We start from the raw sequence: 14,662 nt of genomic DNA on the forward strand, positions 1-14,662 counted from the left end.
GGGGAGACCCTATACGCCAATAAGGAAAGCCCGCCGTGACGGCGGGCTCCCTCTCACTCTTCGAAGCTGTCCGATCAGCCGCGCCAGACGGCGCCGGTGCGGGAATTCACATAGACGATGAAGCCCCGTCCGTTGCGCGTGGCGCGGAAGGAGTAAGTCTGGCCGCTGCAATCACGCGCCTTGACATTACGGTAGCCTCTGTCGCGCACGAGATCGCGCGCCCGGCTGCAGCTCATCCTGTAAGGATAGCGTCCCGGCCTGTACCAGCCATAACCCCGGCGGTACCGGTAGTCAGGCCCGACCTGATAGCCATAATAGGGAACACCCATATAGATATTGACGCTCGTCTTGGCTTCGGCGCTGCTGGCACCGCCAAGCCCGAAGCCCAGGGCTATCGGGGCCGCCACGGCCAGAGTCATCAAAAGCTTCTTCATTTAGTTCTCCGCAGTACGGCGCCGTTCTTCGCGAAAGGCGCGCTCAGCCATTCTCGCAATCCAAGGACGGCTTAATGCCCGGATTTCCGTCGCAGTGCCACCTTACCGATGCTTTAAATTTGCTGACGTAGGGAGACCCGCATGTTCCGCTGCGGGCTTGGCGGCATCATCATCGCGATTGCGCCGGTCGCAACGGTCGGCTTCCGCCTCCCAGCGGCGCGCCATGCCGAGAAAGCTGTGCCGCAGTTCTGACGAGTCGACATTGTCGGCGAAGGCTCGTGCTGAAGCGGCGGCGGCGCGGAGATCTGTTGCCATCTGGTTCATGTAAGGACAAGGCAGACCGGCGCGAAACGTTCCCGCAATTCTGGGTTGCGGTTACTAAAATCTTACCCATGCGACGATCGCGCATTAGGATGACCTGCGCTGAGATCTGCCGATCACTGACAAGAGGGTGACGAGGTGACCAATATCTACGAGCAAGGGCTTGCGCCCAACGCCGCGAACTACACGCCCTTGTCGCCCGTCTCCTTTCTCAAGCGCTCGGCGCTCGTTTTTCCCGACAAGGTCGCGGTGATCGACGAAGCGCGGACTTACACCTATCGCGAGCTCGAAGAACGCGCGCGCCGTCTCGCCTCCGCCTTGCGCCAGCGCGGCATCGGAACAGGTTCCACCGTCGCCATCATGGCTGCGAACAGCGCGGCGATGATCGAGGCGCATTTCGCGGTTCCCCTAGCGGGCGCGGTTCTCAACTGCCTCAACATCAGGCTCGACTCGGCGACCATCGCCGTCTGTCTCAGGCATGGCGAGGCGAAGCTCGTCATCGTCGATCCGCAGTTCCTCGGCGTGATCGAGACCGCCCTCGCGCAAACCGGCCGCTCGATCGCCGTCGTGGTCATCGGCGATGCCTATGAGGAACTCCTCGCGGGAGGTGATCCCGCCGACGAGTTCCCGCCGCTCGACAATGAATGGGCGCCGATCAGCCTTGGCTATACGTCGGGAACCACCGGGGATCCTAAAGGTGTCGTCTGCCATCATCGCGGCGCCTATCTCAACGCGCTCGGCAATGCGCTCGAGGCCCGCCTCGAGTCCACAAGCGTCTATCTGTGGACCCTGCCGATGTTTCATTGCAATGGCTGGTGCTACATCTGGGCCGTCACCGCGGTCGGTGGCACGCATGTGTGCCTGCGCCAGGTCGAGACCGGCATCGTCTTCGCCAAGATCAAGGAGCACGGCGTGACGCATTTCTGCGGCGCGCCGGTGGTGCTCAACATGTTGGCGCGCGCCGAGCGGCCGAAGGACTGGCGACTAGATCGTCCGGTCGACGTGCTGACCGGCGGTGCGGCACCTCCGAGCGCCATCATCGCCGCGATGGAGGAGGCCGGCTTCCGCGTGAAGCATCTTTATGGCCTGACCGAAAGCTTCGGGCCGGCGCTGGTCTGCGCCTGGCACGATGAATGGACGGACCTGCCGCTCGCCGATCGCGCGCGGCTCACCGCCCGGCAAGGCGTGACCTTCCCGACACTCGAAGCGGTGCGGGTCGCCGACCCCGTGACCGATGCGGAATGTCCGGCCGACGGCAGCACGATGGGTGAGATCTATCTGCGCGGCAACACCATCATGATGGGCTATCTCAAGAACCCTGAAGCCAGCGCCAAGGCCTTTGCCGGCGGGTGGTTCCATACCGGCGATCTGGGCGTGCGCCATCCCGACGGCTATGTCGAGGTCAAGGACCGCTCGAAGGACATCATCATATCGGGCGGCGAGAACATCTCCTCGCTCGAGATCGAGGAGGTTCTCTATCGCCATCCCGCCATTCTCGAGGCGGCCGTGGTCGCCGCCCCCGACGCGACCTGGGGCGAGCATCCCTGCGCCTTCATCGACCTCAAGAAAGGCGCCGAACTCAGCGCCGACGCGGTGATCCGGTACTGCCGCGCCAACATGGCGCGTTTCAAGGCGCCGCGCAGTGTCGTTTTCGGCCCGTTGCCGAAGACCTCGACTGGCAAGATCCAGAAATACGAGCTGCGCCGGCGCGCCGCCGAGCTTCAGAGCGGGGCCTGATCGCCAGGCCAGTACGATTGCCTCCCTACAGCGATCATGCTCCCATACGCACTTCTCGGGCCGATGCTGTAGCTGTTAGAATTGATCGCCTTTATGAGTTTGGATCGACTCGATCCAAACTCATCGTGATTTAGGCTCGGAACTCGTGGCAAAGAAGCCAGGAGCTGCCAGCGGAGGAAACGGAACGGTCGCATGCGTACGGACGAACTCTGGGACAGCGAGACAGCCAAAGCTTACGACACTCCTGGCACTGGAATGTTTTCGCCAGAACTGCTGGGACCTACGGTCGATCGGCTCGCCGAACTGGCTGGCGAGGGGCGCGCTCTCGAATTTGCGATTGGGACTGGGCGTGTCGCCATTCCGCTGAGTGAGAGAGGCATTTCTGTCACGGGAATAGAAATGTCGACGGCGATGATCGATCAGTTGCGCACCAAGGCCGGCGAATCAGATATCTCGGTCGTTGTGGGCGACATGGCGACGACGTCCGCATCAGGGCGCTATGCGCTGGTCTATCTTGTCTACAACACCATATCGAATCTTCTGACGCAGGAGGAGCAAGTGGAGTGTTTTCGAAACGCTGCGCGGCATCTCGATCCCGGTGGAAGATTCGTGATCGAGCTTTGGGTTCCCGAGCTGCGCAAGTTGCCGCCCACCCAGGAAGCCGTCGTCTGGCAGTTGGAACCCGGTCACATCGGCTTGGACACATATGACGTAGTGCGTCAGCTCGTCATGTCGCACCATATCAGATATGGCGACGATCGGAAGGCAACCTTGGTGCGCTCTTCCCATCGCTATATCTGGCCAGCAGAACTGGACCTTATGGCTCAACTGGCCGGTTTCGAGCTCGAGACCAGGTCCGCAGATTGGAGCGGGGCGCCATTCACCGCCGAGTCACGTTCGCACGTCTCCGTATACAGGCTACTTGATCGCCAGAGCATCAGGCCGGCAGGTGCGAAGCAATGCGCAAATCCCTAGAGTGACGCCAGCCTCCGACAACGCGTCCTGGCTCAGGGCCGTCGCACTGATGGTCGCCGCGGCGGGGATCTTCGCCATGCTCGACGGCCTGAGCAAAATCCTCGCCACCGAGCAGTCGGTCGGCCAGATCGTCTGGGCCCGCTACACCTTCGCCATTCCCGTGCTGCTGTGGGCCAGTCCCAGCGCCGAATGGCGCGCCCTGTTTCGCACCAGACAGCGGCGCACCCAGATCATTCGCGGACTCATCCCGCTCTGCATCAGCATCATGATGGTGCTGGCGGTGCGCTATCTGCCGCTCGCCGAGGCCACCGTCATCCTCTATCTGGGACCGCTCCTCGTGGTCGCCTTGGCGCCGGCACTGCTGAGCGAGACGGTGAGGCTGTCGGCCTGGATCGGTGTCGGCATCGGATTCCTCGCGGTGCTGATCGTCGCGCGGCCCGGCCTGAGTGAGCTCAGCCTCTATGCGCTCTTCCCGCTCGCCGCCGCCGTCCTCTATTCCTTCTTCCAGATCTTCACCCGCAAGCTGGGTGCGGCGGGCGAGTTGCCGGAAACGACGCTGGCCTGGACGCTCGCCATCGGCACCATCGTCGCCACGCCCATGGCGGTCGCGGCCTGGGAGCCGCTTTCCGGCTTGAACTGGCTCATCATGATCGCCCTCGGCTTCACTTTCGGCCTGGCACAGATCTTCACCATCCGCGCCTTCGCCCTCGCCCCGGCCAACCGCCTGGCGCCCTTCAGCTACGCCCAGATCATCGGCGCCGTCCTGTTCGGCATCGTGGTCTTCGGCGCCGTGCCCGATATCTGGACTGTTCTCGGCATCGGTATGATCATCGGGGCCGGTATTTATGTGATGCGGAGCCGCGCATGAGACAGAATCTGACGCTTCCCGAGCGGACCGCGCTCCTGCTGATCGACCTGCAGGAGGAGCAAAGACACGATCCTTTGTACAAGGCCTTCGGCATCGAGACGGTGCTTGCCAATGCCGGACGGCTGCTCGCCACGGCGCGGTCTGTGCCGCGTCTGATAATCCACGCCGCCTATCGCCGCGATTATGCGCGGCGCGCGCTCCGTCCATTCGAGCCGGTGAGCGCCGACGGCGGCGCAACATTCAGCGACGCGGCGAACCCCCTGACCCGGATCTGCCCGGAAGTGGCGCCTCTCCCAAGCGAGACCGTCATCTACAAGAACGACGCGAGCGCCTTCTGCGAGGGAGATCTGGCGCCCCTCCTGGCCGCGGCGCGTATCGAATGGCTCGTGATATCGGGCGTATGGACGGAAGCCTGCGTCGCGGCGACGGTCCGCGACGCCATGGCGCTCGGCCTGCGCGTCCTCCTGGTGAAGGACGCCTGCGGCAGCGGCACGCAGGCGATGCATGAGACGGCGATGCTCAACCTCGCCAACCGGCTCTATGGCGGCGCCGTCGCCGACACGGAACGGGCTGTCGCTCTGCTCCGGGGCGAGACACAGCCCGTCTGGATCACCGAGCGGCCGGTGCCGATCTTCTTCGACTATGCGAGCGCACCGGGCTATTACGCCGAGCTCTGATCGCCTTGTGCGCCGTGCGAATCCGCCCCGTCCATAAGGCGATCCGGAAGCGCAACGCTCACGAGTCGGGTGCGATCGGTGATATGGATTCGAGTTCCGTCGGTCCTTGCGCCGACATATTGCAGCGCTCTCAAGGTGCGTGAAAGATTCTCGGGCGTCATCCCGAGATAGAGAGCGAGATGACGCTTTTCCACCGGCAAGTCCACCTCATCGGCGCCGCCGGCGAGCTGTGACTGGTAGAGTATGTAGGCCGCGAGACGCTCGCGCGCGCTGCGCAATTTCATGTTCTTCGACTGTCGCACGAATGAGCGATACCCTTTCGCCAGTTCCCGCATCGCCGCCATCGCGAAGTCCGCATCGCGACGCAGCATGACACGGACGTCCGCCGCGGGGATCATGACGACTTGCGACGGCGCCAATGTCGAGGCCGACATCAGATAGGGAGCTTCGCACACGCAGGCAGCCAGAATGAAGGTCGAAACCGGCTGCACGAGCCCCATGACGGAGGCGCGACCATTCCAGTCAGCCTGCAATTCAACGGATCCCTCGACGAGAATATGCAGAAACTCCGCATAATCCCCCTGGCTGATCAGTTGCTGCCCCGGCGGAACGGTCTGCCAGGTAGAGATCTGCATCAGGCTGTCGAAGGTCTGCGTCATCATCTCGCTGAACAGCGGGAGACGTCTGAGCTCTCGCATCGAATGGTCGTACATCTGATATTCCTTGGTCACTTGATAAATATCAATCGATGATCCGCGCCAGATCAATCGAGAGACGTGCCCGGCCAATGCAAACATGAATGAGTGGAACGCCTTGCGAGCGATGCCGAGATGGCGAAGCTTATCACAGGGAAGCTCATCCTCCTTGATCTGGATCAATGCCCGGAATCGCGAGGCGGCGTAGGGGTGTCACGGCGGCGACTTGGCGCCGACAACGAACAACTGCCGGAGCAGAACCATGGCAGAGACGACGACACCCAATTCTGCCGACCAGCAGAAAGCGCTCTGGCTGAGCACGGTCGCCTTCACACTATGCTTCGCCGTCTGGACCATCTTCTCGATCATCGGTCTCTCGATCCGGAGCGAACTTCGACTTTCCGAGTTCGAATACGGGGTGCTGATCGCGGCACCCGTTCTGACCGGCTCGCTGACCCGCCTCATTCTCGGCGTGTGGACCGAAAGATTCGGCGGTCGCCTCGTCTTCTCGGCGCAGATGATCCTGACCGGGCTGGCGACATTCGCCCTCACCTGGGCGGACAGCTACATCACCTTTCTCGTAGCCGCCTTGGGCGTCGGACTCGCCGGCGGCTCCTTCATCATCGGCGTGGCCTATGTCTCCAAATGGTATCCGAAGGAAAGACAGGGCACGGCGCTCGGTGTCTTCGGCATGGGCAATGTCGGCGCCGCTGTCACGAAGTTCCTCGCTCCCTTCGTGCTGGTCGCCTGGGGCTGGCAGGGGGTGGCCGAGATCTGGGCGGCGGTCATCGCCCTGATGGGCGTACTGTACTACTTCCTCGCCAAGGATGATCCGGACCTCACCGCTCGCCGCGCCCGCGGGGTAGCGGCACCGAGCCTGGCTGAGCAGTTCGCCCCGTTGAAGAACCTGCAGGTATGGCGCTTCTCCCTCTATTACTTCTTCGTTTTCGGCGGCTTCGTGGCGCTGGCGCTCTGGCTGCCGCACTATCTCGTGCAGGTATATGGAGTCGACGTGCGCATAGCGGGCATGGCTGCCGCCGTCTTCAGCCTTTCAGCGAGCGTCTTCCGCGCCTACGGCGGCGTGCTTTCGGACCGCTTTGGCGCGCGGACGGTCATGTATTGGACCTTCGGCTTCTCGCTCGTCTTTCTCCTCATGCTGTCCTACCCTCCGACGGACTACGTGATCCGCGGGAAGGACGGCCCGATCGCCTTCTCGACCGAGATGGATCTCTGGCCCTTCGTCGCCACACTCTTCGGGCTCGGCTTCTTCATGAGCCTCGGCAAGGCGGCGGTCTTCAAACACATCCCCGTATACTACCCCAAGCATGTCGGCGCGGTCGGCGGCCTCGTCGGCATGATCGGAGGTCTCGGCGGCTTCATCCTGCCGATCATCTTCGGTGCGCTGCTGGATGTGACCGGGGTATGGACATCATCCTTCGCGCTGCTGTTTCTGATCGTGCTGGTCTCCTTGGGCTGGATGCATCTGTCGATCCGCATCATGGAGCGGCAGGCGCATGGCGCCGAGCTCGACCGCCTGCCGGGCTTCCCGGAGCTGAAGGACGTGCACGATCCCGACCGGACGGTGATGCCGCACCTGATCGAGGACTGGCGGCCGGAGGACGCGCGGTTCTGGGCCGATAAGGGCCGACGCATCGCACGCCGTAACCTGTGGATCTCGGTCCCAGCGCTGCTACTGGCCTTCGCGGTGTGGATGGTGTGGTCCGTCGTCGTGGCGCGGTTGCCCTCCATCGGCTTCGCCTTCACGCAGGACCAGCTTTTCTGGCTGGCGGCGCTGCCGGCGCTGTCGGGCGCGACACTGCGCATCTTCTACAGCTTCATGGTGCCGATCTTCGGCGGCCGTCTATGGACGACGCTTTCGACCGCCTCGCTGCTGATCCCGGCGGTCGGTATCGGCTATGCGGTGCAGGATGCCGGCACGCCCTACCTGATCTTCGTCGTCCTGGCGCTGCTATGCGGGCTCGGCGGCGGCAACTTCGCCTCCTCCATGGCCAATATCAGCTTCTTCTTCCCGCGCGCCGAGAAGGGCAACGCCATGGCGCTGAATGCAGGACTGGGCAATCTCGGCGTTTCGGTCATGCAGTTCCTGGTGCCGCTCGTCATCACGGCGGGCGTCTTCGGCGCGCTGGGTGGCGCCCCGCAGGCACTTTCGGATGGTGGCAGGATCTGGATGCAGAATGCCGGCTTCATCTGGGTGCCCTTCATCCTCGCCTCCACCGTGGCCGCGTGGCTCGGCATGAATGACATAGCCGATGCCCGGGCGAGCTTCCGGGAACAGGCGGTGATCTTCACCCGCACGCACAACTGGGTGATGTGCCTGCTTTATGTTGGCACCTTCGGCAGCTTCATCGGCTACTCGGCCGGCTTTCCCCTGCTGTCGCGGCTGGCCTTTCCCGACATCAACGCGCTGCAATATGTCTTCCTCGGCCCACTGGTTGGTGCGCTGAGCCGCGCCGGCACGGGCTGGCTGTCGGACAGGATTGGCGGCGGGCGAGTCACTTTCTGGGTATTTGTCGGGATGATTGCATCGGTATTGGGAGTGATCTGGTTTCTCCAGCTCGGATCCTTCATCGGCTTCTTCGCCTGCTTCATGGCGCTGTTCTTCTTCACCGGCGTGGGCAACGCCTCGACATTCCAGATGATTCCCGTGATCATGCGCAAGGAGATCGCGCGGTTTGCGCCTCGCCAGGATCCGGTCGACCTGCAACGGCAATCGGAGCGCGAAGCGGCCGCTATCATCGCTTTCACCAGCGCGATTGGCGGCTATGGCGGCTTCTTCATTCCGAAAGCCTACGGCACGTCGATCGGTTTGACCGGATCGCCGCTCGCCGCGCTCTGGGCATTCTGCGCCTTCTACGTCCTCTGCCTGGCCGTCACCTGGGTTGTTTACACGCGTCGCGGCGGACTTCTCCATGACATCGAACGCGGACGGGAGCGGCTTGTCGCTGTACCCGCCGAATGAATTTTAGGAAAGAGATATGAGTCACCTTCTGGATCGCATGAACTTCCTCACGACGCTGCGCAAGGACACATTCGCCCAGGGTCACGGACAGACGACGGTCGAAAGCCGTGACTGGGAGGACGCCTATCGCCGCCGCTGGCAGCACGACAAGATTGTGCGCTCGACACATGGCGTGAACTGCACCGGCTCCTGCTCGTGGAAGATCTACGTCAAATCGGGGATCGTCACCTGGGAGACGCAACAGACGGACTATCCGCGCACCCGGCCCGATCTACCGAACCACGAACCCCGCGGCTGCGCCCGTGGCGCCAGCTACAGCTGGTATCTCTACAGCGCCAACCGGGTGAAGACGCCGCTGATCCGCGGCCGGCTTATGAGGCTGTGGCGCGAGAAGCGCAGGACGATGACCCCGATCGAAGCGTGGACGGCGATCCAGAACGATCCGGCGGCGCGCGCCAGCTACACGCGCATCCGCGGCAAGGGCGGCTTCGTGCGCGCGAGCTGGGACGAGGCGACCGAAATAGTGGCTGCCGCCAACGCCTATACGACGCGCAAATACGGGCCCGACCGGGTGTTCGGCTTTTCACCGATCCCGGCCATGTCGATGGTCTCCTACGCCGCCGGCACGCGCTATCTGTCGCTGCTCGGTGGCACCTGCATGTCCTTCTACGACTGGTATTGCGACCTGCCGCCATCAAGCCCGCAGACCTGGGGCGAGCAGACGGACGTGCCGGAATCGGCCGACTGGTACAATGCCGGCTATCTGCTGCTCTGGGGCTCGAACGTGCCGCAGACACGCACGCCCGACGCGCATTTCTACACCGAGGCGCGTTACAAGGGCACCAAGAGCGCGGTCATCTGCCCGGACTATTCCGAAGCCGCCAAATTCGCCGATATATGGCTGAACGCCAAGCAGGGAACTGACGCGGCACTCGGCATGGCCTTTGGCCATGTAATCCTTCGCGAATTCCACCTCGATCGCCAGGTGCCCTATTTCGAGGATTATTGCCGCCGCTATTCCGACATGCCGATGCTGGTGCGCCTCGACCGGCAGGGCGAGCATCTGGTTCCCGGCCGGCAGTTGCGGGCTTCCGATTTCAACGATTCTCTGGGAGAGCAAAACAATCCGGATTGGAAGACAGTTGGCATCGACGAAACATCCGGCGAGGTCGTGGTCCCCAACGGCTCTGTGGGCTTCCGCTGGGGCGAGACCGGCAAGTGGAATCTCGAACAGAAGGCCGGCAAGCGTGAGGTCCAGCTCAAGCTGAGCCTGATCCGTGAGCAGGATCATGACGAGGTGGCGGACGTCGATTTTCCGTATTTCGGCGGTGCGGCGACAAATGGCTTTGCGGTGGACCGCCGCGGCGACGTGCTGTCCCGCAAATTGCCGGTAAAACGCCTTAAGCTCGCCGGCGGCGAAGAGGTCCTCGTCGCCACGGTCTTCGACCTTCTTTGCGCCAACTACAGCCTGGACCGGGGGCTGGGCGGCGAGCATGTCGCGCGCGACTATGATGCCGACGTGCCGTTCACGCCGGCCTGGGCGGAGCGCATCACCGGCGTTCGCCGCGACAAGATCGTACAGGTCGCGCGGGAATTCGCCGCCAACGCGGAAAAGACCAAGGGCCGGTCCATGGTGATCATCGGCGCCGCGATGAACCACTGGTTCCACATGGACATGAACTACCGGGCGGTCATCAACATGCTGGTGATGTGCGGCTGCGTCGGCCAGTCGGGTGGCGGCTGGGCGCACTATGTCGGACAGGAGAAGTTGCGGCCGCAGACTGGCTGGACCGCCCTCGCCTTCGCTCTCGACTGGGCGCGCCCGCCAAGGCACATGAACTCGACATCCGCCTTCTATGCCCACACCGATCAGTGGCGCTACGAGACGGTGACGGCACGCGAACTGCTTTCACCCACAGCACCCAAGGGCGACTGGGACCGGCTGAGCCTGATCGACTACAACATCCGCGCCGAGCGCATGGGCTGGTTGCCGTCGGCCCCGCAATTGAAGACCAATCCGCTGGAGGTCGGCCGCGCGGCGAAAGCGGCGGGTGTCGACGCGAAGGACTATGTCGCCGAGCGCCTGAAGTCGGGGGCGCTGAAGATGTCCTGCGAGGACCCGGACGCGCCGGAGAACTGGCCGCGCAACCTGTTCGTCTGGCGCTCCAACCTGCTCGGCTCCTCAGGCAAGGGACATGAATATTTCCTCAAGCACCTGCTCGGCGCCGACGACGGCGTGCAGGGCAAGGATCTCGGCGTGGAAGGCAGGGCCAAGCCGGTCGAGGCCGTGTGGCACGACCGGGCGCCCGAAGGGAAGCTCGACCTCCTGGTCACCATCGACTTCCGCATGTCCACCACCGCCGTCTATGCCGACATCGTCCTGCCGACGGCGAGTTGGTACGAAAAGGACGACCTGAATACGTCCGACATGCATCCGTTTATCCACCCGCTGCAAGCGGCCGTGGACCCGGCCTACGAATCGAAGACGGACTGGGAGATCTTCAAGGCCATCGCAAAGAAGTTCTCCGAGGTCGCGCCCGAGATCCTGGGCGTAGAGACGGATGTGGTGCAGTTGCCTCTCCAGCACGACAGCCCGGGCGAGATCGCTCAAGGGACAGTGCGCGACTGGAAGCGCAGCGAATGCGATCTGATCCCGGGCCGGACGGCTCCCTCCTATATCACTATCGAAAGGGATTATCCGAATGTCTACAAGCGCTTCACGGCGCTCGGACCGTTGATGGAGAAGTCGGGCAATGGCGGCAAGGGAATAGCCTGGGACACCAGGGACGAAGTGCATCACCTGAAGGCCCTGAACGGCACCGTGACCGAAACGGGGCCGACCAGGGGCATGGCCCGGATCGACACGGCGATCGACGCGGCCGAGGTGGTCCTGATGCTGGCACCGGAAACCAATGGCGAGGTCGCGGTCAAGGCTTGGGAGGCGCTCGCCAAGGCGACCGGTCGCGATCACAAGCATCTGGCGGAGGTGAAGGAAGACGAGAAGATCCGCTTCCGCGACATCGCCGCCCAGCCGAGGAAAATCATCTCCTCGCCCACCTGGTCGGGAATCGAGAGCGAGGACGTCTGCTACAACGCCGGCTGGACCAATGTGCACGAGTTGATCCCATGGCGCACGGTCTCGGGGCGGCAGCAGCTCTATCAGGATCATGAATGGATGCGCGCCTTTGGCGAAGGCTTCGTAACCTGGCGTCCGCCGGTGGACCTGAAGACCGTCGGCGAGGCGGCGACGAGGTCGCTCGCGGCCGGCGAGCCGCATGTCGTGCTGAACTTCCTCACCCCTCACCAGAAATGGGGCATCCATTCCACCTACACCGACAATCTTCTGATGCTGACCCTTAACCGAGGCGGACCGGTCGTCTGGATTTCCGAGGTTGACGCCAAGAAGGCGGGACTTGTCGACAACGATTGGGTCGAGGTCTTCAACAGCAACGGCGTCATTACCGCTCGCGCGGTCGTGAGCCAGCGGATGAAGGAAGGCTCGATGTTCATGTATCATGCGCAGGAGAAGATTGTGAACACGCCGGGCAGCCAGATCACCGGCAAGCGCGGCGGCATCCACAACTCGGTCACGCGCATCGTGCCCAAGCCGACGCACATGATCGGCGGCTACGCCCAACTCTCCTATGGCTTCAACTACTACGGCACGGTCGGCGCCAATCGCGACGAATTCGTGATCGTGCGCAAGATGTCGAAGGTCGACTGGCTCGACCGTCCCGCAACCCAAGTCCCGGAGGCAGCGGAATGAAAGTGCGTGCTCAGATCGGTATGGTTCTCAACCTCGACAAGTGCATCGGGTGCCATACCTGCTCCGTTACCTGCAAGAATGTCTGGACCAGCCGCGAAGGCGTCGAATACGCCTGGTTCAACAATGTCGAGACGAAGCCCGGCATCGGCTATCCGAAGGACTGGGAGAACCAGAAGCGCTGGAAGGGCGGCTGGACGCGGACGAGATCGGGCGCGTTGCAGCCGAGGCAAGGTGGCAAATGGCGCATCCTGGCGAACATCTTCGCCAATCCGGATCTGCCCGAGATCGATGACTTCTACGAGCCGTTCGACTTCGACTACGACCATCTGAAATCTGCCCCCGAAATGGAGGCGTTCCCGTCCGCGCGCCCGCGCTCGAAGATTTCAGGCGAGCGGATGGAGAAGATCGAGTGGGGTCCGAACTGGGAGGAAATCCTGGGCGGCGAATTCGCGAAACGCTCGAAGGACTACAATTTCGAGGGCGTACAGAAGGAGATCTACGGGCAGTACGAGAATACCTTCATGATGTACCTGCCGCGGCTGTGCGAACACTGTCTCAATCCCGCCTGCGTCGCTTCCTGTCCCTCTGGCGCGATCTACAAGCGCGAGGATGACGGCGTGGTTCTGATCGATCAGGAGAAGTGCCGTGGCTGGCGCATGTGCGTCTCGGGCTGCCCTTACAAGAAGATCTATTACAACTGGTCGACGGGCAAATCCGAAAAATGCACATTGTGCTATCCGCGCCTGGAGAGCGGCCAGCCGACGGTCTGTTCGGAGACCTGCGTGGGCCGCATCCGCTATCTCGGCGTGATGCTCTACGATGCGGACCGCATCGCCGAGGCGGCGGCCGTCGAGAACGAGAAGGATCTCTATGACGCGCAACTCGGCGTCTTCCTCGATCCGAACGATCAGGAAGTCGTCGCCGCCGCGCGTGCCGAAGGCATCCCCGAGGATTGGATCAAGGGCGCCCGGAACTCGCCGATCTGGAAGATGGCAATGGAGTGGAAGATCGCCTTCCCGCTGCATCCCGAATACCGCACCCTGCCGATGGTCTGGTACGTCCCGCCGCTCTCGCCGATCCAGAACGCGGTGGAAGCCGGACGGATCGCCGCGCAGGACGACATGCCGGATGTCCACTCCTTGCGCATTCCGGTGCGCTATCTCGCCAACATGCTGACGGCCGGGGACGAAGCGCCTGTCGTCTCGGCACTGGAGCGCATGCTGGCCATGCGCGCCTATATGCGCTCGAAGTCGGTCGACGGAGTCATAAACCTCGGTGTGGCCAAGCGTGTCGGACTGACGCCGCAGCAGATCGACCAGATGTACCAGCTGCTCGCCATCGCCAATTACGAGGATCGCTTCGTCATCCCGACCACCCATCGCGAGCTGGTCGAGGACGCCTACGACCTCAAGGGCGGGTGCGGCTTTACCGACGGCAACGGCTGCTCCACAGGCCATTCGCGCACCTCGCTTTTCGGTGGAAAGAAGTTCCGCAGCCCGCAGGAGTTCATCGCATGAAAACGTTAAAGGCTCTTTCGGCGCTGCTGAGTTATCCGAGTGATGAGCTGCAGCAGGCAATTCCAACGATTAGGATCATTCTCTCCGAAGGCGTGCTGTCTGCGTCCGTCGTGAGAGTTCTCGAGCCGCTGCTCTCTTCCCTCGAGACGGGCGATCTCTATGATCTGCAGGAGCGCTACGTGCTCCTGTTCGACCGCTCGCGGACGCTGTCGCTGAACCTCTTCGAACATGTCCATGGCGAGAGCCGCGACCGCGGCGGCGCCATGGTCGATCTGCTCGAAACCTATCGCGCCGGCGGCTTCGAGCTGGCCGGCTCGGAATTGCCGGACCATTTGCCGGTGCTTCTCGAATTCCTCTCGACCCGGCCGCGCGACGAGGCGCAGTCGATGCTCGCCGATGCCGGCCATATCCTCGTCGCGCTGGCCGAGCGGCTGGCTCGCCGTGAATCGACCTATGCCGCCCTTCTCGACGCGCTGGTGTCTTTCGCCGTGGCGGACGCGGCGACCGAGGAGGCACAGGCCCTGCTGTCACAACAAGACGACAATCCTGAGGATCTGCCCGCCCTCGATGCAGTCTGGGAGGAGGCGCAGGTTACCTTCGGTCCCGATCCGAATGCCGGTTGTCCGGTCAGCCGGGACATTCTCGCCCGCATGGGATCGGCGCCCGCGCCGGTCGGACAATGAACGGGAGAT

At 63.0% G+C, this 14,662-nt stretch carries 10 protein-coding genes; 8 read left to right on the forward strand and 2 right to left on the reverse strand.

What is annotated here, in order from left to right:
• Positions 1 to 74 precede the first annotated feature (74 nt).
• Entirely contained in the window at positions 75 to 434 is a 360-nt protein-coding gene (locus tag G5V57_RS02380) for a hypothetical protein (protein WP_165166024.1), read from the reverse strand.
• Between the two features lie 459 nt (positions 435 to 893).
• Between G5V57_RS02380 and G5V57_RS02385 the strand changes: the two genes are divergently transcribed.
• The 4 genes from G5V57_RS02385 to G5V57_RS02400 all read left to right on the forward strand — a co-directional run bounded on the left by G5V57_RS02385 (position 894) and on the right by G5V57_RS02400 (position 5,012).
• Positions 894 to 2,492, forward strand: coding sequence for an AMP-binding protein (locus G5V57_RS02385; RefSeq protein WP_165166025.1), 1,599 nt, complete (start codon positions 894 to 896; stop codon positions 2,490 to 2,492).
• 192 nt (positions 2,493 to 2,684) lie between these two features.
• Positions 2,685 to 3,467, forward strand: a complete 783-nt coding sequence (locus G5V57_RS02390; protein WP_165166026.1) for a bifunctional 2-polyprenyl-6-hydroxyphenol methylase/3-demethylubiquinol 3-O-methyltransferase UbiG — start codon at positions 2,685 to 2,687, stop codon at positions 3,465 to 3,467.
• A 1-nt stretch (position 3,468) separates the two neighbouring features.
• A complete protein-coding gene (locus G5V57_RS02395) occupies positions 3,469 to 4,335 on the forward strand; it encodes a DMT family transporter (RefSeq protein ID WP_165166027.1) in 867 nt (288 codons plus the stop codon).
• On the forward strand, positions 4,332 to 5,012 hold the full coding sequence (locus tag G5V57_RS02400) for an isochorismatase family protein (RefSeq protein WP_165166028.1): 681 nt from the start codon (positions 4,332 to 4,334) through the stop codon (positions 5,010 to 5,012). The genes G5V57_RS02395 and G5V57_RS02400 overlap by 4 nt, the downstream gene beginning before the upstream one ends.
• On the opposite strand, the gene G5V57_RS02405 is transcribed toward G5V57_RS02400, so the two are convergent.
• Positions 4,997 to 5,725 carry a cyclic nucleotide-binding domain-containing protein gene (locus tag G5V57_RS02405; RefSeq protein ID WP_165166029.1) on the reverse strand — a complete coding sequence of 243 codons (729 nt, stop codon included), beginning with the start codon at positions 5,723 to 5,725 and terminating at the stop codon, positions 4,997 to 4,999. The genes G5V57_RS02400 and G5V57_RS02405 overlap by 16 nt on opposite strands.
• A 244-nt stretch (positions 5,726 to 5,969) precedes the next feature.
• Here G5V57_RS02405 and G5V57_RS02410 point away from each other — a divergent pair, with 244 nt between their 5' ends.
• Genes G5V57_RS02410 through narJ form a run of 4 tightly spaced genes read left to right on the forward strand, consistent with a single transcriptional unit; the run spans position 5,970 to position 14,653 of the window.
• Positions 5,970 to 8,687, forward strand: a complete 2,718-nt coding sequence (locus tag G5V57_RS02410; protein WP_165166030.1) for an MFS transporter — start codon at positions 5,970 to 5,972, stop codon at positions 8,685 to 8,687.
• 16 nt (positions 8,688 to 8,703) lie between these two features.
• Positions 8,704 to 12,453, forward strand: a complete 3,750-nt coding sequence (locus tag G5V57_RS02415) for a nitrate reductase subunit alpha (RefSeq protein ID WP_165166031.1) — start codon at positions 8,704 to 8,706, stop codon at positions 12,451 to 12,453.
• Positions 12,450 to 13,970 carry a nitrate reductase subunit beta gene (gene narH, locus G5V57_RS02420; RefSeq protein ID WP_165166032.1) on the forward strand — a complete coding sequence of 507 codons (1,521 nt, stop codon included), beginning with the start codon at positions 12,450 to 12,452 and terminating at the stop codon, positions 13,968 to 13,970. The genes G5V57_RS02415 and narH overlap by 4 nt, the downstream gene beginning before the upstream one ends.
• Complete coding sequence (gene narJ / locus G5V57_RS02425) at positions 13,967 to 14,653, forward strand: nitrate reductase molybdenum cofactor assembly chaperone (protein ID WP_165166033.1); 687 nt, start codon at positions 13,967 to 13,969, stop codon at positions 14,651 to 14,653. The genes narH and narJ overlap by 4 nt, the downstream gene beginning before the upstream one ends.
• Positions 14,654 to 14,662: the final 9 nt, after the last annotated feature.

It is taken from the genome of Nordella sp. HKS 07 (assembly GCF_011046735.1).
GTDB lineage: Bacteria > Pseudomonadota > Alphaproteobacteria > Rhizobiales > Aestuariivirgaceae > Taklimakanibacter.